Origin of the sequence: Serratia sp. S4, assembly GCF_000347995.1 — a bacterium.
GTDB lineage: Bacteria > Pseudomonadota > Gammaproteobacteria > Enterobacterales > Enterobacteriaceae > Serratia > Serratia quinivorans.
In genome coordinates, this window is sequence record NZ_KB661120.1 from 3,002,400 (window position 1) to 3,023,482 (window position 21,083).

The following is a 21,083-nucleotide window of genomic DNA, read 5'->3' on the forward strand; positions in this document are numbered from 1 at the left end:
AAATGGCGCCCCTTTTACGTAATGCGGTGTTGAGGTTAACGACGGGCTTCGGTCAGATCGCTTGGCATAGTGCCTTGCATGCTTTGCCAAATGGCGCCGCTATCTTTACCGTAGTTACGCACGCAGTCCATTACCTGATCGTATGACTTCTCATGGCACAGCGTCGACAGCTTGCTATAGAAAGTCAGCGCCAGTTTGCGAGACTCCGGGTTTGAGAAGTAGTAACGGCCAACGCGGGTATACAAGCCTTTCAGACCGTTGAAGATCAGACCGTAAATCGGGTTGCCGGAGGCAAACGCCAGACCACGGAAAATTTCGTAGTCCAACAGGTTGAAAGCATCCGCCTGATCTTCCACCTGAGTGGCTTTCGCCAACACTTCCTGAGCGGCCTCTGGATGGTTACGCACCGCTGCGCGAATAAAGATCGCCGCAATATTGGTTCGCACAGACAGCAGGTTGTCGATCAATTGTGGAACGCTCTGATGGTCGAGGCGTGCCACCGTCTCAAGAATATTGAGGCCGGATGTTTCCCAGAAATTATTTACTTTGGTCGGTTTGCCATGCTGAATGGTCAACCAGCCATCACGCGCCAGGCGTTGTAAAACTTCACGTAACGTGGTGCGCGTGACACCAATCAGTTCTGAAAGCTCACGCTCCGCGGGCAAAATAGTGCCAGGAGGGAAGCGATTATTCCAGATACTCTCGATAATGTATTCTTCCGCGAAACCGGCAGGACTCTGCGCCTTTATGACCATGTGTTTGACGTTCCGTAGCGACGATAATCAGTAATAGTAGTCGGCTGATCATACCAGATCGCTATTGCATGACCTAGCGTGAGCGAAAAACATTGAACGAAACTGTGCATAAAGTGGCAAAAAACGTGCAAAAACACCGCTTAGAGAAATTTCTCATCGTAAAGCAAGCCCTTATTGCATCTGCCCCGGCGGCATTGTTAGGCTAGTATGAGACAACTTATTTTCAGGACGTGTAACGCATAATGGAAACGACCTTTCGCAGTGCCCTGGTGAAAAACTTCCTCGGGCAATCACCAGACTGGTACAAACTGGCCATTCTGGTTTTCCTGGTGGTCAACCCACTGGTTTTCTTCCTGGTCGATCCGTTCATTGCGGGTTGGCTGTTAGTAGTCGAATTTATCTTTACCCTGGCAATGGCGCTGAAGTGCTACCCACTGCTGCCGGGTGGTCTGCTGGCCATTGAGTCAGTGCTGATCGGCATGACCAGCCCCGATCGGGTGGGTGAGGAAATTGCCCATAATCTGGAAGTGCTGCTGCTGCTGATCTTTATGGTAGCCGGCATCTACTTTATGAAGCAGTTGCTACTGTTCGTTTTCACCAAGCTACTGCTCAACATCCGCTCAAAAATGCTGCTTTCTTTGGCATTCTGTTTTGCGGCGGCGCTGCTGTCAGCCTTCCTCGATGCATTGACGGTCGTTGCGGTGGTTATCAGCGTCGCTACCGGATTTTATTCGATCTACCACAACGTGGCTTCAAACCGTTCTGACGGTAATGACGGTAATATTGATGTCGGTGACGATAGCACCCTGGTCAGTGACGATCACAAACAGACGCTCGAGCAGTTCCGCGCCTTCTTGCGCAGCCTGCTGATGCACGCAGGCGTCGGTACCGCGCTGGGCGGCGTGATGACCATGGTGGGTGAACCGCAGAACCTGATTATTGCCAAAAGCGCCGGCTGGGGATTTGTTGACTTCTTCCTGCGCATGGCGCCGGTTACCCTGCCGGTGTTTGCGTGCGGCCTGCTGGTTTGCTTACTGCTCGAACGCTTCGGCGTCTTCGGCTACGGAGCAAAACTGCCGGAACGCGTACGTGAGGTACTGACCGAGTTTGACCGCCAGGCTACCGCCGGACGCAGTAAACAAGAACAGGTCAGATTGGTCGTTCAGGCGCTAATCGGCATTTGGTTGGTGGTGGCGCTGGCCTTTCATCTGGCGGAAGTAGGCCTGATTGGTCTTTCGGTCATTATTCTCGCCACTTCTCTGTGCGGCGTCACCGATGAACACGCCATCGGTAAGGCCTTCCAGGAGGCGCTGCCTTTTACCGCGCTGCTGACGGTATTCTTCACCGTGGTGGCAGTAATTATTGAGCAACACCTGTTTACACCGATTATTCATTTTGTTCTGCAGGCGCAACCCTCTTCACAACTGGCGCTGTTTTATCTGTTTAATGGCCTGCTGTCTTCGGTATCTGACAACGTGTTCGTCGGTACGGTATACATCAATGAAGCCCGTGCTGCATTTGAAAACGGTGTGATTTCCCTGAAGCAGTTCGAAATGCTGGCGGTCGCCATTAATACCGGCACCAATCTGCCATCGGTCGCCACGCCGAATGGTCAGGCGGCTTTCCTGTTCCTGCTGACCTCTGCGCTGGCACCGCTGGTGCGTTTGTCTTACGGGCGGATGGTATGGATGGCTTTACCCTATACTGTGGTATTAACCCTGGTGGGTCTGCTGTGCGTCCAGTTTACACTGGCACCTGCGACTGACCTGCTGACCCAGTGGCATTGGCTGACGCTGCCATCGATTGAAGCCGCGGCACACTGACCCTGTTAACCCACTCCGCTGTCAGCGACTATTTTTGTGCTGAAACAGGCTCAGGTAGCTGGCAGCAGAGTTGAATTGGTTTACACTGCCAGTTCAATTGCTTACTGCATGGAAGAATAAATATATGTTGCAATTCTTTAACCGCTGCTCGCAGGGGCGCGGTGCTTGGCTGTTGATGGCCCTGACTGCGCTGGTGCTGGAATTAGTTGCTCTCTACTTTCAGCACGTAATGCTGCTGCAACCCTGTGTGATGTGCATTTACGAACGCTGTGCGCTGTTTGGCATTCTGGGCGCCTCGCTGCTCGGTGCCATCGCACCGAAAACGCCACTGCGTTATGCCGCTATCCTGCTGTGGATTTACAGCGCCTGGGAAGGCCTGCAATTGGCATGGAAACACACCATGATCCAACTGCATCCTTCGCCGTTTAATACCTGTGATTTCTTTGTCAGCTTCCCATCCTGGCTGCCGCTGGATAAGTGGCTGCCTGCCGTGTTTCACGCGTCAGGTGACTGTTCAGTGCGTCAATGGGAGTTTCTGACTCTGGAGATGCCGCAGTGGCTGGTGGGTATCTTCACGGCTTATCTGCTTTTCGCCATCATTGTGTTGATCGCGCAGTTTGTGCGTCCGCGTCGACGTGACCTGTTTGGTCGTTAAGCATGCCCGAATAAAAAACGGCGCCTCAGGGCGCCGTTTTTTATGGAGTTGAGGAGACTCTTCAGAGATAAAGCGATATCAAGTGTGCGTAAGGTAATAAACGAGCACTATCAGCGCCCCAGCCACGGCAAACAGACGTATCATTTTCATTATTTTACTCTCGGAACTTAGCGTGAGAGCGGTCAAGCTACCTAACCTTCTGTATAAAAAGAAGCATCCGGGCGAGATTTGGTACGTAATTTACATAACATTAAGTTAGCGGGGGAAAACGTCTTATTCGCGGGATTACAATCTCACTTTTCCGCTATAAAATCGTACTATAACGGAACAACTTATCTGCTCTCACCCACCTTATACAAAAAAACTCATCATAGTGATGCATTATTGCATCGATATTTTGATGAAGTTTGGCCGCAAAAACCTTATAGTATCCGCAAGTTAGTATTAACGATTTCCCTGGTGTTGTTGTGTGTCTTGCCCCTCTTCTTTGCAGGGGCTTTTTTCGTTTATCGCGCCCAGCTTGGTTTGTTCATTATGTGGTCCTGCCAGTCCACCACCTCACTTTCACGTACCGCAATATGCCGCACCGTAATGCGCTCACCGTGCATCGCCGCCTTGGAACCGCTAACCAGTGGGTGCCAGGAGAATAACGGTTTGCCTTCGCCAATCAGGCGATATGCGCAGGTCGGTGGCAACCAGTCAAACGTCGTGAGGTTCTCACGCGTCAACTTGATGCAGTCCTCTTCCAGCTCAAAGCGACGTTCATAGTTGCGGCACTGACACGATTTAATATTCAGCTGGTCACAGGCTACGTTGGTGAAATAAATCTCGTCGGTATCTTCGTCGATCAGCTTATTCAGACAGCATTGCCCACAACCGTCGCACAGCGATTCCCACTCTTGTTCTGACATTTCCGCCAGCGTTTTTTGTTGCCAAAAAGGGGTTTGTGACATGTTCGCGTCCGGTATAGGTAAATGAATAGATAACCTGCGTACAGGTTTTGAGGATGCACTATATAGATATCCTAACCAAATGGAAAGGCTGAAAACACAATATAATCATAGCGATAACAATATATCTGTTTAAAAAAAATGCTATTTAAAACAACAGTATTCAGCATTAAGCGTCATGGCCATCGGCCAATTTTTGTGGGCTTTCGGTGGAAAACAACACGGCTCGCATCGCTTAATTATACGTACAAATCACAGGCCTATCACCCTTTCGTTTACCCCAGGATTAGCGCCAGCCAACGCTTCAACTTACCGCTAAGATTCATCTTATAAAGCACTTTTTGCCGCCAGGAACGGCACAATCCTGCTATGTTTAATGTTCGCCTTTATAACCGAGATAGGGAGCCAAGTATGTTTGGAAAAGCAGAAGACAAGGTCAATGAAGCTGCCGGTGCCGTTGAGGAAGCCTTTGGTAAAGCAACGGACTCGCCGGATCATCAGGTTAAAGGCGCAGCCCGCAAATATGCCTCTCAGGCCAGCTACGCGGCTCGCGATGCGGCTGATACGGTGCGGACTCAGGTTGAATCCAACCCACTTGCCGGCGTGGCTATCGCCGCTGCGGTCGGGATTGTTTTCGGTTTCTTGCTGGGCCGTAAATAAGCATTTTGCCCACCCCTAACCGAAGAAAAAGACAAAAGGCCCCATGGGGCCTTTTTTAGTGCGTCTTGCCTGGCTTTAAATCACACGAGTCGTTAATGATTTACCGTTGAGCGTGATTTTCAGCATGTCGCCTGAGTTCATCGGGCCAACGCCTTGCGGTGTACCGGTAAGAATAATATCACCTGCGCGCAGCGTAAAGAAGCGGCTCATATAGCTGATCAGCGGCAGGATCGGGGTGATCATATCGCGAGTATTGCCCTGCTGACGCACCTGGTCATTGACCGTCAGTGACAGCTCGGCATTTTGCGGATCGCCAAACTCTGCCACCGGAATAAAACCGGAGATCGGGCAGGAGCCGTCAAAACCCTTGGCTTTTTCCCAAGGCTGCCCGGCCTTCTTGAACCCCGCCTGCAGCTCACGCAGCGTCAAATCCAGCGCAACACCGTAACCGGCGATGGCCCGAGCCACTCGATCTTCATTAGCCTGTTTTAACGGCGTGCCAATCAACACTGCCAGTTCCACTTCATGATGTACCGAACCGAACTCTTTGGGGATCGCCACCGGCTGGCGGATATCGCACAGCGCCGTTTCAGGCTTGATAAACACTACCGGTTCTGCCGAGGTCGCACTACCCATTTCCTTAATATGATCGGCGTAGTTACTGCCTACACAAACCACTTTGTTTACCGGAAAATCAAGTAATGAACCCTGCCAGTCTCTATGTTGATACATACCGCATCTCCCTACAATCATGCTTAGCTTGCTAAGCCCGTTATCCCACGCGTGGGTGGAGGTACTCTGGCCCTAATTTATTGCCCGATACCATCAGCCATCATACCCACACCGATGGCAAAATAGTAAGAGCGATTCCAGTGCATGATCGTGCGAAAATTGTCATAAACCATGAACGCCCGGCCCTGCATGTCATCCGGCGTGATCACCCAGCTGCGCAGGGTAGAATGCGGCAAGGCTGAACCATCCGCACGACGCACGCCACGTTTTTGCCATTCATTGACACTGTGGGCCTGGCTCACTTTCAGCCCCAGGCTGTCACTGCTGAAACCGACAGGCAGTTTAACTTCCCTGCCCCAGCCTACGCCCGGTTGCCAACCTTCACGCGACAGATAACGGGCCGTAGAGGCAAACACATCATCAACGTTGTTCCAAATATCAATATGGCCATCGCCATCGCCATCCGCCGCATAATTCAGGAATGAGGTCGGCATAAACTGGCACTGCCCCATCGCACCGGCCCAGGAGCCTTTCAGTTGTTCACGGCTGACATGCCCCTGTTCGAGGATCCGCAGTGCTGCCATTAGCTGTTGGCTGAAGAAAGCTTCACGGCGACCTTCAAAGGCCAGCGTAGCCAGCGCAGATATCACGTCTTCACGCCCCTGGATCTTGCCGAAGGCGCTTTCCATCCCCCACAGCGCCACCACATAACGTCCAGGAACACCGTAGTGAGCGGTAACACGAGACAACTGGGGTTGATATTGCCGGTAAAGAGCGCGGCCCTGCGCTATCTTGGCCGGCGGCAATACACGTTTTAGATAATCATCCAGCGTGATTTTCTTTTCCGGCTGATTACGGTCTGCCTTAATCACTCGGTCGACAAAATGCACGTTGGCAAAAGCGCTGGCGACGATCGCCGGGCTAATGCCCTGCGCCAGCGCCTGACGTTTCAGTTGTTCTATATAGGCTGGGAACTGTGCCGGATCGCGACCGGTTTCAGCCAACGTGCCTTGTGCTGGCGCAGCAGTTGTAGCCGGTGAAGCGACCTGTGCCATCAGTTGCGGACATACGCCAGTTCCCAACGCCAGCAGAGCCACTATCGCTGTCTTCGCTGACCCTCTCATCACCCAGCTCCTTTGTTGGTTTGGGGTTACTGATCCAGCGTAGCCCCTCTGTACGCCAACGACGGTTATTTTTTGTCGTCAGACAAGTGCTGTTTTAATAAATTTTCCAATGGCGGTGGAACCTGCAGATAGAACCCTTCTTCTTTCAGGGCCTCTTTCACTTTCTCAATATCTGCCGAGGCTAATTTCTCCCGACCTTCAAGAGAAAGCACCATGGCCAATTGCGGCGTGCCGAAACTTTTCAGCAGATCTTCCGGCACTCGGGAGAAATCGTCTTTTTTTTCGACATAAAGATAAGTTTGATCGCGTTTCGAGCTTCTATAGATCACACAAAGCATGTTTTTAACTCTATTTAATTGGGGCAGCGTCTTGCCTGGATATAACTCTGACTATAACATGCTTATAGTACTTCGGAATATCGCACCCCGATTGGTATTCCGGGGATTTAAAGTTGCTGAGACTGAGTCAGGATAGATGTCACAATCGCCAATTGAGCTAAAAGGCAGCAGTTTTACCCTATCGGTTGTTCATTTGTATAATTCGGAACCCGAGGTAATACGTCAGGCGTTACAAGAAAAAGTCGAGCAAGCGCCCGCTTTTTTGAAAAATGCCCCTGTTGTTATCAACGTTGCAACGCTGAACGGCGACGCAAACTGGAAAGAACTTCAACAGGCTGTCACGGCAGCAGGGCTGCGCGTTGTGGGTATCAGCGGTTGCAGAGATGAGCGGCAAAAACGTGCAATAGCCCGTGCCGGGCTGCCGTTATTGAACGAAGGCAAAGGCCAGAAGATGGCTACCCCGGAACCGGCGCCCGCGCCAGCCCCGGTGGTGGATCCCAACGCCCCTGCCAAGACGCGCATCATCAGTACCCCTGTTCGTTCCGGCCAACAGATTTATGCCCGCAACAGCGATCTGATCGTGACCAGCAGCGTCAGCGCCGGCGCTGAATTAATTGCCGATGGCAATATTCACGTTTACGGCATGATGCGCGGTCGTGCGCTGGCTGGTGCTTCAGGTGATACGCAGTGCCAGATTTTTTGCACGCACCTGGGTGCTGAGCTAGTCTCTATCGCAGGGCAGTACTGGTTGAGCGACCAAATCCCGTCCGACTTTGTCGGGCAGGCTGTACGACTCAGCCTGTTGGAAAACGCTTTAACCATACAACCTTTAAATTAAGCCCTTTTGACAAGGAATCCATTTCATGGCACGCATTATTGTTGTTACATCGGGTAAAGGGGGCGTTGGCAAGACCACTTCAAGCGCGGCCATCGCTACCGGCCTAGCCCAAAAAGGTAAGAAAACCGTGGTGATCGATTTTGATATCGGTCTGCGGAATCTTGACCTGATCATGGGCTGCGAACGCCGGGTGGTTTACGATTTCGTTAACGTCATTCAGGGTGATGCCACGCTGAACCAGGCGTTGATCAAAGACAAGCGCACCGATAACCTGTTTATCTTGCCGGCTTCGCAAACGCGCGATAAAGATGCGCTGACCCGCGAAGGCGTTGAAAAGATCCTCAACGATTTGGGCGAGATGAATTTTGACTTCGTGGTCTGTGACTCTCCGGCAGGTATCGAAACCGGCGCGCTGATGGCGCTGTACTTCGCGGATGAAGCCATCATCACCACCAACCCGGAAGTTTCCTCAGTACGTGACTCAGACCGTATTCTGGGCATTTTGTCATCCAAATCCCGTCGCGCTGAAAGAGGCGAATCGGCGATTAAGGAACATCTGCTGCTGACTCGCTATAACCCGGGCCGCGTGAGCCGTGGCGATATGCTGAGCATGGAAGACGTACTGGAAATCCTGCGCATTCCACTGGTCGGCGTTATCCCGGAAGACCAGTCCGTGCTGCGGGCCTCCAACCAGGGTGAGCCGGTGATCCTTGATGCCGAATCAGACGCTGGCAAGGCCTATGACGACACCGTTAGCCGCTTGTTAGGGGAAGAACGCCCCTTCCGCTTCATTGAAGAAGAGAAGAAGGGTTTCCTGAAACGCCTTTTTGGGGGATAAACCATGGCATTACTAGACTTCTTTCTGTCCCGCAAAAAGCAGACAGCCAATATAGCCAAGGAACGGCTGCAGATTATCGTCGCGGAGCGTCGTCGGGGGGACAGTGAGCCCCCGTATCTGCCTGATTTGAAACGCGATATTCTGGCGGTAATTTGCAAATACATTCAAATCGACCCTGAAATGCTGCACGTGCAGTTTGAGCAGAAAGGGGACGATATTTCGGTGCTTGAACTCAACGTGACATTACCGGAATCGGAAGAAGTAACTAAATGAGTGTGACGCATTAATTACCCCCTGTGTATTTTATACAGGGGGTAACTGTATGCATAACCAGTTATTGAGATAAAAAAAACTTAATAATCGTTTTTATCCTTTGGGATTAATCTCAATTAATCTTGCGTCACGTTTGTTTAAAGTAAATGCTGCCGATAAGAGTTTTGACTTCGACTATTTCTAATAAATAATCAGAGCAGGGTTTCCTTACCCTACCCCAGCGTTTTACAGCCCGATTAATAACCCTTCAAAATGTCCTGAAGTGGCGCCGCTAATAAATCACCGCGCCATCCGCTGACTAATTCTGGCAAATTGTCGCCAACCTTCAATTTCCAATGCCAGTTCAGCAACTGGTTAATCTGCCGACGCGATGCCAACAATTCGCTGCTCAACCCGCTTTGCTCACTGGCAATGACGATCGCCGCTTTGATTTCCTTAAATACTTTCTTATAACCCGGCTGGTCAATCAGGTTCGGTAACGGCTCCGGCAACGCCGATTCTTCCAGCTCGGCGGCCTCTGCCACCAAGGCCACCAGCGTTTTACCATGATAACGAATTTCAGGGCCGCTCAGCCCCAGCGAGTCCAGTTCACCCAACGAGGTCGGCATATGACGCGCTACCTGCCAGAGGTTCTCCTCACGTACCACGAAGTTCACCGCCAGATCGCGCTCACGCGCCTGACGCAGTCGCCATTCAGCCAGTTTCTGCAAGCAACCCAACTGGCGGGGACGTAATTGCCAGGCGTTGGTGATTTCGCGATAGGCCAATTCCGGCGCCAGCGTCTCGCTACGGCGTTGACACAACAGCAGGCATTCATTGCTGGCAGCCGCCGTCCAACCGGCATCTTCCGTCTCCTGCACCAGCCGTTTGGCCATTGGCAACAGATAGAACACGTCCGCAGCAGCGTAGACACACTGTTTTTCCGTCAGCGGACGCGCCAGCCAGTCGGTCCGGGCTTCGCTTTTATCCAGTTCCACCTGCATATACTCCGCCACCAGGGTAGCGAAGCCACAAGACATCGGACGACCGGTAAAGGCCGCCAGGATCTGGGTATCCACCATTGGCGTCGGTAGCGTTTTGAACGCGTTGAGGAACACTTCCAGATCCTCACTGCCGGCGTGCAGGAATTTCACCACCTGAGTGTTGCTCAGCAGCTCGATAAACGGCTGCCACTGCTTGATTGGCAAGGGGTCAATCAGGGAGAGTTGTTCACCATCGTATAACTGAATCAGGCCTAACTGCGGATAGTAAGTGCGCGTTCTGACAAATTCGGTGTCCAGCGCAATCTGGGCATGCTTTTTTGCCTGATCGCAGACCTGCTGCAATCCGGCATCGGTAGTGATCAACTGATAGTTCAAAACGTCATTCTCTTGGTCGCTTTCATGATTCAAACACAACAACGCCGGCATTCACCGGCGTTGTTGATCTGTAAGGCGTAGATGATAGCCTAGGCGGCATCGGCTGCCACAGGTTTTTTCTGCTCATCACGCAGTTCTCGCCGCAAAATTTTACCGACGTTAGACTTCGGCAACTCGTCGCGGAACTCAACAATTTTAGGCACTTTATACCCGGTAAGCTGCCGACGACAATGGGTCAACAGCTCTTCTTTGGTCAACGAGGCGTCTTTCTTCACTACGCAGATCTTGACCGCTTCACCAGAGACGTCACTTGGCACGCCAATCGCCGCGCATTCCAACACTTTAGGGTGCTGGCTGACCACGTCTTCAATCTCGTTCGGGTACACGTTGAACCCGGAAACCAGGATCATGTCCTTCTTGCGATCGACGACGCGCACAAAGCCCATCTCATCCACTGTAACGATATCGCCGGTCGCGAGCCAGCCATCTTTCAACACTTCATCAGTGGCATCCGGCCGCTGCCAGTAGCCTAACATAACTTGCGGCCCTTTAACCCACAGTTCGCCCGGCTCGCCGACTGGCACATCATGGCCGTTATCATCCACCAGCCGAATATCGGTGGAAGGCACCGGTAAACCGATGCTGCCGCTGTAGTGTTTCAGATCGTAAGGATTTCCGGTGACCAGTGGCGCACACTCCGTCAGGCCATAGCCTTCCAGCAGGTGCTTGCCGGTGGTTTTCTCCCACTTTTCCGCCACCGCTTTCTGCACCGACATGCCACCGCCGACGGAGAAACGCAACGTGGAGAAATCGAGCTTGTGGAAGTCCTCGTTGTTCAACAACGCATTGAACAGGGTGTTCACCCCGCTCATGGCGGTGAACGGATATTTGCCCAGTTCCTTCACCAGCCCCGGAATATCGCGCGGGTTGGTGATCAGCAGATTATGTCCACCCAGATCGATAAACAGCAGGCAGTTCACCGTCAATGCGAAGATGTGGTACAGCGGCAGCGCCGTCACCACCAGTTCCTGCCCTTCGCGGAACAGCGGTAAATAGGCCGCCTTGGCCTGTTCCAGGTTGGCCTGCATGTTACGGTGCGTCAGCATCGCGCCTTTTGCCACGCCGGTGGTGCCACCGGTATATTGCAGGAACGCCAGGTCAGAGTTGATGATATCGGGTTTGACATACTGCAGCCGGCGTCCGCGCTGCAGCGCACTGCGGAAAGAAATAGCCGCCGGCAGATGGTATTTCGGCACCAGCCGCTTAATGTATTTCACCACAAAGTTAACCAGCGTACCTTTGGCAGCGGAGAGCTGGTCGCCCATGCGCGTCAGGATCACGTGCTTTATCTGGGTGTTGAACACCACTTTTTCCAGCGTGTGGGCGAAGTTGGAGACGATCACAATGGCGCTGGCACCGCTGTCGTTCAATTGGTGCTCCAGTTCACGCGGCGTATACAGTGGGTTAACGTTGACCACCACCATACCGGCTCGCAAAATGCCAAACAGTGCGATCGGATACTGCAACAAATTCGGCATCATCAGGGCAACGCGGTCACCCTTCTGCAGACCCAGTTCATTTTGCAGGTAAGCGGCAAAAGCGCGACTACGCTCTTCCAGCTTGCGGTAGGTCATCACCTCGCCCATGTTCATAAAAGCGGGTTGATCCGCGTAACGCTTAACCGCATTTTCAAACATTTCGACCAAAGATGAATAACGATCGGCGTCGATCTCTGCCGGAACATCTGCCGGGTAACGTTTTAACCAAACCTTATCCAAGGTATTACTCCTGAAATCATTATTCATTATCATCGCAGCCCCTAAATATGCAGCCAAACCATAACAATATTTTAACTCAGCAGACCAGTTTGAGTTTTAAACAATATTAAGGTTGCGATGTACGTCACTAATTGGCGCCGTTTCCCTGCGCCAAAAGGAAAAGGCGGCCGGAGCCGCCCTTTCAAAATGGTTAACTTCTCGCGAACACTACTCGGTAACTATGGTTTGCACCTGCACCGGACCAGGATTGTACCAGCCGTAACCCACGCCCCAGCCGGGGCCCCAGGTACCGCTACGCCAGCCCCATGGCCCCATTGGCGCCGGCGGCATCATCACCTGTTGGCTAAGGTGCCAGCGTTTATAACCGGTGGCGTTCATGGTGACAAACTTGTACGGAGTCATGCCAATCTTGCCGTCTCTGACGCCGGTAATTGGCCCCACCACGGTAACCAACTGACCTTTGAAATCGACCGGTTCCAGGAAACCGTTAACAGAGGCCAGCAAACGCCCCCGTGACGGCTCGCCCAAAATCGGTCGGGCACCGGAATCGAGCGGCACGGCAGCAATTTCCAGCACCGTACGCCCCTGCTCATTAGCGACATTCACCACGGTACCGCCAAAACGGGCCTCAGCACCCACAAACAGGTTCGGTGCATTCTGCACCGAGGACAACTGCTGCACCGGCGTTTCCGTGCTGCCTTTAATTGCATCGGGCACGGTAACGCAGCCCGACAACGCAAACGCACCACCGGCAATAGCCAGTAGCGCCATTTTTTTACTTACAGTGCGGGTTAGCATCGTCGCAATCTCCTGAAATAGCTGTAACTTTGACATCAGTTCACCGAGCAAGTTGCAGTTCATTCATATGCCGAACGCCAGCAAAGCACAATAGGTTGCGCTATTCACGCCCCGGCAATTTTTTCCAGGTGACTTCGTTACGCAGGTAGGTCGGCTCGGCATTTTCTACCGCTACGGCCTGCCCCTGTTGCCAGGCATGCAACGCCAATGGCAGCATATCTTCCGCCTGCGGCAACAGCATTTGGCCATCGCTCAAGCTTAGCGAAGAGCCGGTGACCAGATCCGGATAGGTTTGCCAGCCGGTGCCAACATGCGCCCAGTGCCCCTGCAGGCCTTGCGCACGCGCCAGCGCCTGCGGGGGTGAAAGTACCGCCTCACCTTCACTTTCCAGCCAATGGCCGTCTTGCTGACGCTCAAACTGGCCCCAGTAAACTTCACCCATGCGCGCATCTATCGCCGCCAGCACTCGATCAGCCCCGGCGACGCGCCAGGCACCCTGTGCCATGGTCTGCAAAGTAGAAATACCCAGTAACGGCAAGCCGGCGCCCAACGCCAGACCCTGCGCGATACCGATACCAATACGCACGCCGGTAAAACTCCCTGGGCCACGGCCAAAGGCCAGAGCATCGAGTTGATTAAGAGTGACGCCGGATTCCGCCAGCACTTGCTGCACCATAGGTAAAATGCGTTGCGTATGCTCACGTGGGCACAGTTCAAACAGGGCGTGGATTTCGCCTTGATTCCAGATGGCAACGGAACAGGCTTCCGTCGCTGTATCGATCGCTAAAATTCGCGTGGACATGCCAACCTCAGGCGGGAAAAAAACAGGGTTTTTCATACAGGGCGCGCATTGTAGCACAGCCCTGTGGTCACGCCTATCCGCTAGCGCTCCGCCTGCAGGAAGGCAATCGCCTGGGCGATATCGCGGGTACGGGGCGTCGGCGGCAGGCTGTTGAGGAACACTTCTCCATACGGCCGCATCACCAGGCGGTTATCGCAGATCACCAACACGCCACGGTCGTCGGTATCGCGGATCAAGCGCCCAACTCCCTGTTTCAGAGTGATGACCGCATCCGGCAATTGCACATCGTTAAAAGGATCGCCACCGCGCAGTCGACAATCTTCAATCCTCGCTTTCAGCAAGGGATCGTCGGGCGAGGTAAACGGCAGCTTGTCGATAATCACGCACGACAAAGCATCGCCGCGCACGTCGACTCCTTCCCAGAAACTGCTGGTCGCCACCAGCAGCGCATTACCGGACTCAACAAATTGCGCCAACAGTTGGCCCTTACTGGTTTCCCCCTGCAACAACACCGGCAAGGTCATGGTTGCACGGAACTCTTCCGCCAGTTCACGCATCATCTGGTGCGAGGTACAGAGGAAGAAACAGCGGCCGTTATTGGCCTCAATCAACGGCCGCAGCATACGCGCCAATTGCCGTGCCCCACCCGGCTGGTTCGGTGACGGCAAAAAGCGCGGCACGCACAGCAATGCCTGTTTCGCATAGTCGAACGGGCTGGCCAACAGCAGGGTTTTGGCCTTATTCAGGCCCAGACGATCGGTAAAATGCCCCATTTGCTCATTAACCGATAACGTTGCCGAGGTGAAAATCCAACTGCCCGGCTTCTCATCGAGCAACTCACGGAAACGATCGGCGACCGTCAATGGCGTCAGCGCCAAAATAAAATGGCGCGAGTTGCACTCGTACCAGTAGCTGAAACCGGGTTCCGTCACCTCTTTCAAACGTTTGAGGCGCGCACGATACAGCGTGGCGCGTTCGAAGGCGGCATCCAGCAAGGCTGAACGACCGAGGGACAGCTTGACTACGTCGTAGCAGAGTTCGAGCGCATCATCGAGCAACAGCAAGGCGCGCTGCACATTAGGTTGGCTTAGTACCTCGCGCAGGTTACCGCGAAATCCTGGCTCTCCCAGCATTAAGCGGAAATCCTGCGTACTTTGGCTAAGACGGTCGGCACTTTTTTGCAGCTGCGCCGCGTCACGCACTTCGGTGCGGTAAGCAATGGAAATGTCTTTGGCCAGATCCAGTAATTGGCGGCTGGTTAGCTGTTTGCCAAAGTACTGGCTGGCGATGTCAGGGATCTGATGCGCTTCATCGAAGATCATCACATCGGCCTCGGGGATCAGTTCGGCAAAACCGCCCTCTTTCACTACCATGTCCGCCAGGAACAGATGGTGGTTCACTACCACCACGTCCGCATCCATTGCGCGGCGACGGGCTTTGACCACAAAGCAATCTTTATACAACGGACAGTCGCTGCCCAGACAGTTATCGTTGGTACTGGTCACCAGCGGCCAGACGAAGCTGTCTTCCGCCACGTCGCTGCAGCTGCTGATGTCACCCTCTTTGGTCATTGATGACCATTTGCGCAGATGGACCAGATCGATCAGCGCCTGTCCGGCCAGTTCGCCACCGGCCATCGACTGCTGCTCCAGACGCTCCAGACACAGGTAGTTGGATCGCCCCTTCAACAGCGCCATCTTGCCTTTGTAGTTCAGCGCCTTGGCAACGGTGGGCAGATCCCGTGCATAAAGCTGGTCCTGCAGCGCTTTTGAACCGGTGGAAATAATCACTTTGCGATCGGCCCGCAGTGCCGGTGCCAGGTAGGCGAAGGTTTTACCGGTGCCGGTGCCCGCTTCAACCACCAACTCCTGCTTGAAGTTAATGGCTTCGGTGACCGCTTCCGCCATCTGCCGCTGTGCTTCACGCGGTTTGAAACCCTTGATTGCCTGCGCCAGGGCGCCGTCTGTTGCGAAATCGTCTGTCACGCTATCTCTCTGCCGGTATTATTCAGCGTTGATTATGCCAATCCTGCAGCGAGGCTACCACCGACTTTAACGTCGAGTATTTCTGCCGATGGCTGTGATACCCTACACGCGACTATGATATGGAGATAACCGAATGAATATTGAAAGAATTGATCCCGCCGATCGCTGGTCTGAAGCCGTGGTTCATAACGATACTGTTTATTACACCAGCGTGCCGGAAAATCTGGATGATGACGCTACCGCACAGACCGCTAACGCCCTGGCGGCGATTGACGTGATCCTGGCCCGTGTGGGCTCCGACAAAAGCCGGGTGCTGGACGCCACCATTTTTCTGGCCGACGGCGCTGACTTTACCGGGATGAATGCCGCCTGGGATGCCTGGGTGGTTGCCGGTAGTGCCCCAGTGCGTTGTACCGTGCAGGCAAAATTGATGAACCCGAAATACAAGGTTGAAATCAAAATCATTGCCGCGCTGTAAAGCAAAAAAACCGCAGACGATAACGCCTGCGGTTTTATTTTGTCGTGTTTGCGGCTGATTAAGCCAGTTTGATGATCACCATCCCCGCCAGTAACAACACCAGACCAATCCAGCCCTTGGCATTTAACCGTTGACCAAACAGGATCCAGCCGGCAGCGATTGTCGCGGCGATACCGAAACCACCCCACAGTGCATAGGCAACCGAAAGATCAATCCCCTTCACCGCCTGCGCCAGCGCACTGAACGCCCCCAGTACCGACAGCAGAGACAACAGGCCCAACCAAACTTTACGGAAACCGTCCGACATCTTCAGGAAAATGTTGGCGATAATCTCCAGTACGATCGCCAATCCCAGAAAAGCAATGTGGTACAACTCAAGCTGTTGCATGGTTGTCACCTCGCGGCGTTACCTGTTTTCGTGGTTTGCGGGTGCCGGACTTCACCAGCATGATGCCGACAATCAACGTCACCAGACCCAGCACCTTCAACGCCGAGATCGGTTCGTCAAACCACAGCACGCTAAACAGGGTAATAAACAGGATACCGATACCTTCCCACAGGGCATAAGCGACGCCCAGAGCAACCCGTTTTACCGCCATCGACAGCATCACATACGATGCGGTGATCATTACATACATCACTATATGGCCGGTCATGCCGCCGCTAATGCTGGCGTATTTCATTGACAGGGTACCGATAATTTCGGTCGCTATGGCCAAACCTAAAAAGATCCAATAAATCATGATTTCTCTCCCAAACGGCGAATAAGGCACGCTAAGGCATATTTATCCCGATTTATCTCGTCAGACAGGCGCAAACAGGCGCTAAAGACGCAGAGATCCCTGGGGATAAACTGACCCAAACGTAATAAAAATGTTTGCCCGGCTACGCGAAATGACGAAGGACTGAGCCTGTCACCAGCACCGGTTAAGGGAGAAAGACGCTATAGCTCGCTGCACCAGTGATGCTCACTGGCAAGGATGGCAGACAGGAAAAGCTGGCAAGTAGAGGTTCTGAGGGTAATTCCATTAGTTGTCATCATAAGTATTCTCTATTCTCAGCCGCACATAATCTTGTTACACGGAGTGCGATTTGCCCAATATCCTCATCAAGTAAAATTTTAACTGCAATAGTTGTACCATAGCAATAATCATAAAGCAAACCGCCATTTTCACAAAAACTATAAAAAAACAGTCTATAAATAAGAAAGTTAAGGAATTTAAAAATAAAAAAAAGGTTCAACATTCTGTTGAACCTTGGTTTAGGTTGGTTCGGGCAAATAATCGCCAAACCCAGGCCCGGCGCGGGTTACGCCGTGGCGCCACTCACTGCGGTACGAGCCAGTTCAGTGATGCGTGCGTAGTCGCCATTTTCCAACGCGTCGGCCGGTACCAACCAGGAACCACCGATACACAGTACGCTTTTCAGCGCCAGGTAATCACGGTAGTTGCCAGGTGTAATGCCACCGGTCGGGCAGAAACGTACCTGCGGGAATGGGCCGCCGATCGCCTGTAACGCCTTAACGCCACCGTTGGCTTCAGCCGGGAAGAACTTGAACTCACGCAGACCGTGATCCAGGCCCAGCATCAGTTCTGAAACGGTGCTGATACCCGGAATCAATGGAATGCTGCCTGCGGTAGCGGCTTTCAGCAGCGCCTCCGTCAGGCCCGGACTGATAGCGAATTGCGCACCGGCTTCGGTCACCGCCTGTAACTGCTGCGGGTTAAGCACAGTACCGGCACCGATAATCGCCTCCGGCACCTCTGCCGCGATAGCGCGGATCGCGTCCATCGCGCAGGCAGTGCGCAAAGTGACTTCCAATACGCGCACGCCACCGGCGACCAGCGCCCTGGCCAGCGGCACCGCATGTTCCAGCTTATTAATCACAATCACCGGAACTACCGGACCGGCGGTCAGGATCTGTTCTGCGCTGGTTTTCCAGTTTTTCATCGTTACTTCTCCATTACTTACGGGTTATCAATGGCACGCCCCTGCCACAGGGGCCCACGGAGTCTCGCGGGCGTCCGGCCGTACCCCAAGTGATGTTGCGCCCCAGTCGTGCAGGCAAAAAAATGCCGGCAGATAAACTGCCGGCCGGGTCGTTATTCGAACTCGTTCCAGGAACGGCCATCGCGGGTGATCATCGCCACCGAAGCTACCGGGCCCCAGGTACCGGACTGATACGGCTTCGGCGCTTCGTTATCCGCTTTCCAGGCGTCCATGATGGAGTCAACCCACTTCCAGGCTTCTTCCACTTCGTCACGGCGCACAAACAGCGCCTGGATACCACGCATGGTCTCCAGCAACAGGCGCTCGTAGGCGTCTGCCACGTGCTCCTGGTTGAAGGTCTCTGAGAAACTCAGATCCAGCTTGGTGGTTTGCAGGCGGTGTTTGTGATCCAGGCCAGGGACCTTGTTCAATACCTGGATCTCGATGCCTTCATCCGGTTGCAGACGAATGGTCAATTTGTTCTGCGGCAGTTGCTGGTAAGAATCGCTGAACAGGTTCAGCGGTGGGTTCTTGAAGTAGACCACCACTTCAGAGCACTTGGTCGGCAAGCGCTTACCGGTTCGCAGGTAAAACGGCACGCCGGCCCACTGCCAGTTGTCGATATCGACACGGATAGAGACGAAGGTTTCGGTGTTGCTGCTTTTGTTCGCCCCTTCCTCTTCCAGGTAACCAGGAACCTTTTTGCCCTGCACAAAACCGGCAGTATATTGGCCACGCACGGTGGTTTCGCGCACATTGGTCTGATTGATACGACGCAGTGAGCGCAGCACCTTCACTTTCTCATCGCGAATACGGTCAGTGGTCAGATCCGCCGGAGGTGACATGGCGATCATGGTCAGAATTTGCAACAGGTGGTTCTGGATCATGTCGCGCATCTGGCCGGCCTGGTCAAAGTAACCCCAGCGCCCTTCAATACCCACCTCTTCCGCTACGGTAATTTGTACCGAGTCGATGGTACGATTGTCCCAGTTGGAGGCAAACAGTGAGTTGGCAAAACGCAGTGCCAGCAGGTTCAACACCGTCTCTTTGCCAAGATAGTGGTCAATACGGTAAACCTGAGACTCGTTGAAATACTCCGCCACCTGATCGTTGATCACACGCGAAGAGGCCAGATCGGTACCTAGTGGTTTTTCCATCACGACGCGTGCCGGCTCGTGGTTCAGCTTGGCCTCACCCAACCCTTTGCAGATCGCGCCGAAAGTGCTGGGCGGCATGGCAAAATAGTTGATGGTGGTGCGATGTTTCTGATCCAGCATTTTGCCCAATTTGGCAAAATTTTTGCTGTCGTTCACATCCAGGTTGCAGAAGTCCAGGCGCGCACTAAGCGTGGCCCAAAGTTCGTCATCAAGTTTTTCTTTCATAAAGGTGCCAAGCGCTTCCTTGACCACCTTGATATAGGCATCTTTATCCCACTCGGCACGGCCGACGCCGATAATACGGGTATCCGGGTGGATATGACCGGCTTTCTCTAACTGGTACAGGGAAGGCAACAGCTTACGACGCGCCAAATCGCCTTTCGCGCCGAAAATAACCAGGTCACACGCCTGGGCTGTAGAGGTTACCGCCATGTTCATCTCCTCGTTGCAGGATATTTGTAATTTTCTTACATTACTAATGTACTCTCTTTAACTACAGCCAGTAAACCCGGATCAAAAGTAGAAAAAAAGCCCCAAAAATTGCAGTGTTAAGCGCTATTGGCAGTAAATGCCGCTGACTGAACCAAAAACTGTAATTTTCTGTCTTTTTTGACGCTCTTTTACCATTATGAAAGTTAGACACAGGTCATGTTCTGATGAAAAAACTCTGCATACCCTCTGTCGACACTGCCAACGGTTACCAGCACGTAGTATATTTTCACTAAACCGGCATTGATTTCTCCTTTGATTGAAATCGACAAAACCCATGAGTGACTCTCGTTATATGAATACGCTGGAAAAAATCCAGAGCCATCTGGAGCTGCTGAGCAAATCTGAACGGAAAGTCGCCGAGGTGATCCTCGCCTCCCCGCAGACCGCCATTCACTCAAGTATCGCGACGCTGGCCAGGATGGCGGACGTTAGCGAGCCCACCGTCAACCGCTTTTGTCGCCGTCTCGATACCAAGGGTTTTCCCGATTTTAAACTGCATCTTGCCCAAAGCCTGGCCAACGGCACCCCGTACGTAAACCGTAACGTGGAGGAAGATGACAGCGTTGCTTCCTATACCGGTAAAATTTTCGAATCCGTCATGGCCAGCCTTGATACAGTAAAGGCAAATTTGGATATTGCAGCAATCAATCGTGCGGTTGACTTGCTTACCCAGGCAAAAAAAATCTCTTTCTTCGGTTTGGGTGCCTCGGCGGCAGTGGCCCACGACGCGATGAACAAATTTTTCCGCTTCAATATTCCGGTGGTCTATTTCGATGACATCGTCATGCAACGCATGGGATGCATGAATTCCAGCGAGGGGGATGTGGTAGTACTCATCTCCCATACCGGCCGCACCAAAAACCTGGTGGAGATGGCGCAACTGGCACGTGAAAACGATGCCACGGTAATAGCCATTACCTCGCGCGATACCCCGCTGGCTCATGAAGCCACGCTGGCATTATTGCTCGATGTTCCGGAAGATACCGACGTTTATATGCCGATGGTATCGCGAATTGCGCAATTAACACTCATCGACGTGCTGGCCACCGGATTTACCTTGCGTAGAGGGGCCAAATTCAGAGATAACTTGAAGCGGGTCAAGGAAGCGTTGAAAGAATCGCGCTTTGATAAGGGTGTGGTTATCCCCAACAGTTTCGACTCGTAACCTATGTGAAAAAAACTGTCGTTCAAACTCATCTGGACGGCAGCATTAGAGGCTGTACCCTGTAATACGCTCATGCGGGTAACCCGGGTGAAATA

At 53.0% G+C, this 21,083-nt stretch carries 22 protein-coding genes; 8 read left to right on the forward strand and 14 right to left on the reverse strand.

What is annotated here, in order from left to right; translation table 11 throughout:
• Positions 1 to 35: 35 nt before the first annotated feature.
• Entirely contained in the window at positions 36 to 755 is a 720-nt protein-coding gene (gene fadR / locus SERS4_RS0114755) for a fatty acid metabolism transcriptional regulator FadR (protein WP_012145472.1), read from the reverse strand.
• Between the two features lie 242 nt (positions 756 to 997).
• Here fadR and nhaB point away from each other — a divergent pair, with 242 nt between their 5' ends.
• Positions 998 to 2,578, forward strand: a complete 1,581-nt coding sequence (gene nhaB, locus SERS4_RS0114760; protein ID WP_017893078.1) for a sodium/proton antiporter NhaB — start codon at positions 998 to 1,000, stop codon at positions 2,576 to 2,578.
• Between the two features lie 124 nt (positions 2,579 to 2,702).
• Positions 2,703 to 3,233: a disulfide bond formation protein DsbB gene (dsbB, locus tag SERS4_RS0114765; RefSeq protein WP_012145474.1), complete on the forward strand. Its 531-nt coding sequence runs from the start codon at positions 2,703 to 2,705 to the stop codon at positions 3,231 to 3,233.
• A gap of 506 nt (positions 3,234 to 3,739) precedes the next feature.
• On the opposite strand, the gene SERS4_RS0114770 is transcribed toward dsbB, so the two are convergent.
• The gene (locus SERS4_RS0114770) at positions 3,740 to 4,186 is read right to left on the reverse strand and encodes a YcgN family cysteine cluster protein (RefSeq protein WP_012145475.1); all 447 of its coding nucleotides are present in this window, start codon (positions 4,184 to 4,186) and stop codon (positions 3,740 to 3,742) included.
• A 408-nt stretch (positions 4,187 to 4,594) separates the two neighbouring features.
• Between SERS4_RS0114770 and SERS4_RS0114775 the strand changes: the two genes are divergently transcribed.
• A complete protein-coding gene (locus SERS4_RS0114775; protein ID WP_012145476.1) occupies positions 4,595 to 4,843 on the forward strand; it encodes a CsbD family protein in 249 nt (82 codons plus the stop codon).
• A gap of 75 nt (positions 4,844 to 4,918) precedes the next feature.
• Here the strand turns inward: SERS4_RS0114775 and SERS4_RS0114780 are convergent, their stop codons facing one another.
• The 3 genes from SERS4_RS0114780 to SERS4_RS0114790 all read right to left on the reverse strand — a co-directional run bounded on the left by SERS4_RS0114780 (position 4,919) and on the right by SERS4_RS0114790 (position 7,037).
• Positions 4,919 to 5,575 (reverse strand): fumarylacetoacetate hydrolase family protein, encoded by a 657-nt coding sequence (locus SERS4_RS0114780; protein ID WP_017893079.1) that lies wholly within the window; start codon positions 5,573 to 5,575, stop codon positions 4,919 to 4,921.
• A 77-nt stretch (positions 5,576 to 5,652) separates the two neighbouring features.
• Positions 5,653 to 6,699: a lytic transglycosylase domain-containing protein gene (locus SERS4_RS0114785; protein WP_026142405.1), complete on the reverse strand. Its 1,047-nt coding sequence runs from the start codon at positions 6,697 to 6,699 to the stop codon at positions 5,653 to 5,655.
• A gap of 65 nt (positions 6,700 to 6,764) precedes the next feature.
• The gene (locus SERS4_RS0114790; RefSeq protein WP_012145479.1) at positions 6,765 to 7,037 is read right to left on the reverse strand and encodes a YcgL domain-containing protein; all 273 of its coding nucleotides are present in this window, start codon (positions 7,035 to 7,037) and stop codon (positions 6,765 to 6,767) included.
• 136 nt (positions 7,038 to 7,173) lie between these two features.
• Between SERS4_RS0114790 and minC the strand changes: the two genes are divergently transcribed.
• From minC to minE, 3 genes are read left to right on the forward strand one after another with little or no spacing between them, the layout of a single operon-like run.
• Positions 7,174 to 7,875, forward strand: coding sequence for a septum site-determining protein MinC (gene minC, locus SERS4_RS0114795; RefSeq protein ID WP_017893081.1), 702 nt, complete (start codon positions 7,174 to 7,176; stop codon positions 7,873 to 7,875).
• A gap of 25 nt (positions 7,876 to 7,900) precedes the next feature.
• Positions 7,901 to 8,713: a septum site-determining protein MinD gene (gene minD, locus SERS4_RS0114800; protein ID WP_012145481.1), complete on the forward strand. Its 813-nt coding sequence runs from the start codon at positions 7,901 to 7,903 to the stop codon at positions 8,711 to 8,713.
• A 3-nt stretch (positions 8,714 to 8,716) separates the two neighbouring features.
• Complete coding sequence (gene minE, locus SERS4_RS0114805) at positions 8,717 to 8,986, forward strand: cell division topological specificity factor MinE (RefSeq protein ID WP_012145482.1); 270 nt, start codon at positions 8,717 to 8,719, stop codon at positions 8,984 to 8,986.
• 236 nt (positions 8,987 to 9,222) lie between these two features.
• Here minE and rnd read toward each other — a convergent pair whose 3' ends face one another.
• The 5 genes from rnd to SERS4_RS0114830 all read right to left on the reverse strand — a co-directional run bounded on the left by rnd (position 9,223) and on the right by SERS4_RS0114830 (position 15,707).
• A complete protein-coding gene (gene rnd, locus SERS4_RS0114810; RefSeq protein WP_037410731.1) occupies positions 9,223 to 10,344 on the reverse strand; it encodes a ribonuclease D in 1,122 nt (373 codons plus the stop codon).
• Between the two features lie 89 nt (positions 10,345 to 10,433).
• On the reverse strand, positions 10,434 to 12,122 hold the full coding sequence (gene fadD / locus SERS4_RS0114815) for a long-chain-fatty-acid--CoA ligase FadD (protein ID WP_017893083.1): 1,689 nt from the start codon (positions 12,120 to 12,122) through the stop codon (positions 10,434 to 10,436).
• 207 nt (positions 12,123 to 12,329) lie between these two features.
• Complete coding sequence (locus SERS4_RS0114820) at positions 12,330 to 12,920, reverse strand: Slp family lipoprotein (protein ID WP_012145485.1); 591 nt, start codon at positions 12,918 to 12,920, stop codon at positions 12,330 to 12,332.
• 100 nt (positions 12,921 to 13,020) lie between these two features.
• Entirely contained in the window at positions 13,021 to 13,722 is a 702-nt protein-coding gene (gene tsaB, locus SERS4_RS0114825) for a tRNA (adenosine(37)-N6)-threonylcarbamoyltransferase complex dimerization subunit type 1 TsaB (RefSeq protein ID WP_026142407.1), read from the reverse strand.
• Between the two features lie 80 nt (positions 13,723 to 13,802).
• The gene (locus tag SERS4_RS0114830) at positions 13,803 to 15,707 is read right to left on the reverse strand and encodes an ATP-dependent DNA helicase (protein ID WP_012145487.1); all 1,905 of its coding nucleotides are present in this window, start codon (positions 15,705 to 15,707) and stop codon (positions 13,803 to 13,805) included.
• A 133-nt stretch (positions 15,708 to 15,840) separates the two neighbouring features.
• On the opposite strand from SERS4_RS0114830, the gene SERS4_RS0114835 reads away from it, so the two are divergent.
• On the forward strand, positions 15,841 to 16,185 hold the full coding sequence (locus SERS4_RS0114835; RefSeq protein WP_017893086.1) for a RidA family protein: 345 nt from the start codon (positions 15,841 to 15,843) through the stop codon (positions 16,183 to 16,185).
• A 58-nt stretch (positions 16,186 to 16,243) separates the two neighbouring features.
• Here the strand turns inward: SERS4_RS0114835 and mdtI are convergent, their stop codons facing one another.
• The 4 genes from mdtI to zwf all read right to left on the reverse strand — a co-directional run bounded on the left by mdtI (position 16,244) and on the right by zwf (position 19,763).
• Positions 16,244 to 16,573, reverse strand: coding sequence for a multidrug/spermidine efflux SMR transporter subunit MdtI (gene mdtI / locus SERS4_RS0114840; RefSeq protein ID WP_012145489.1), 330 nt, complete (start codon positions 16,571 to 16,573; stop codon positions 16,244 to 16,246).
• Positions 16,560 to 16,928 (reverse strand): multidrug/spermidine efflux SMR transporter subunit MdtJ, encoded by a 369-nt coding sequence (gene mdtJ, locus SERS4_RS0114845; protein WP_012145490.1) that lies wholly within the window; start codon positions 16,926 to 16,928, stop codon positions 16,560 to 16,562. Before mdtJ ends, mdtI begins: the two co-directional genes overlap by 14 nt.
• Positions 16,929 to 17,493: 565 nt before the next feature.
• Positions 17,494 to 18,135, reverse strand: coding sequence for a bifunctional 4-hydroxy-2-oxoglutarate aldolase/2-dehydro-3-deoxy-phosphogluconate aldolase (locus tag SERS4_RS0114850; RefSeq protein WP_012145491.1), 642 nt, complete (start codon positions 18,133 to 18,135; stop codon positions 17,494 to 17,496).
• 152 nt (positions 18,136 to 18,287) lie between these two features.
• Positions 18,288 to 19,763 (reverse strand): glucose-6-phosphate dehydrogenase, encoded by a 1,476-nt coding sequence (gene zwf / locus SERS4_RS0114855; RefSeq protein ID WP_012145492.1) that lies wholly within the window; start codon positions 19,761 to 19,763, stop codon positions 18,288 to 18,290.
• Positions 19,764 to 20,115: 352 nt separating this feature from the next.
• Between zwf and SERS4_RS0114860 the strand changes: the two genes are divergently transcribed.
• Positions 20,116 to 20,988: a MurR/RpiR family transcriptional regulator gene (locus SERS4_RS0114860; RefSeq protein ID WP_012145493.1), complete on the forward strand. Its 873-nt coding sequence runs from the start codon at positions 20,116 to 20,118 to the stop codon at positions 20,986 to 20,988.
• The last annotated feature ends 95 nt before the right edge of the window (positions 20,989 to 21,083 follow it).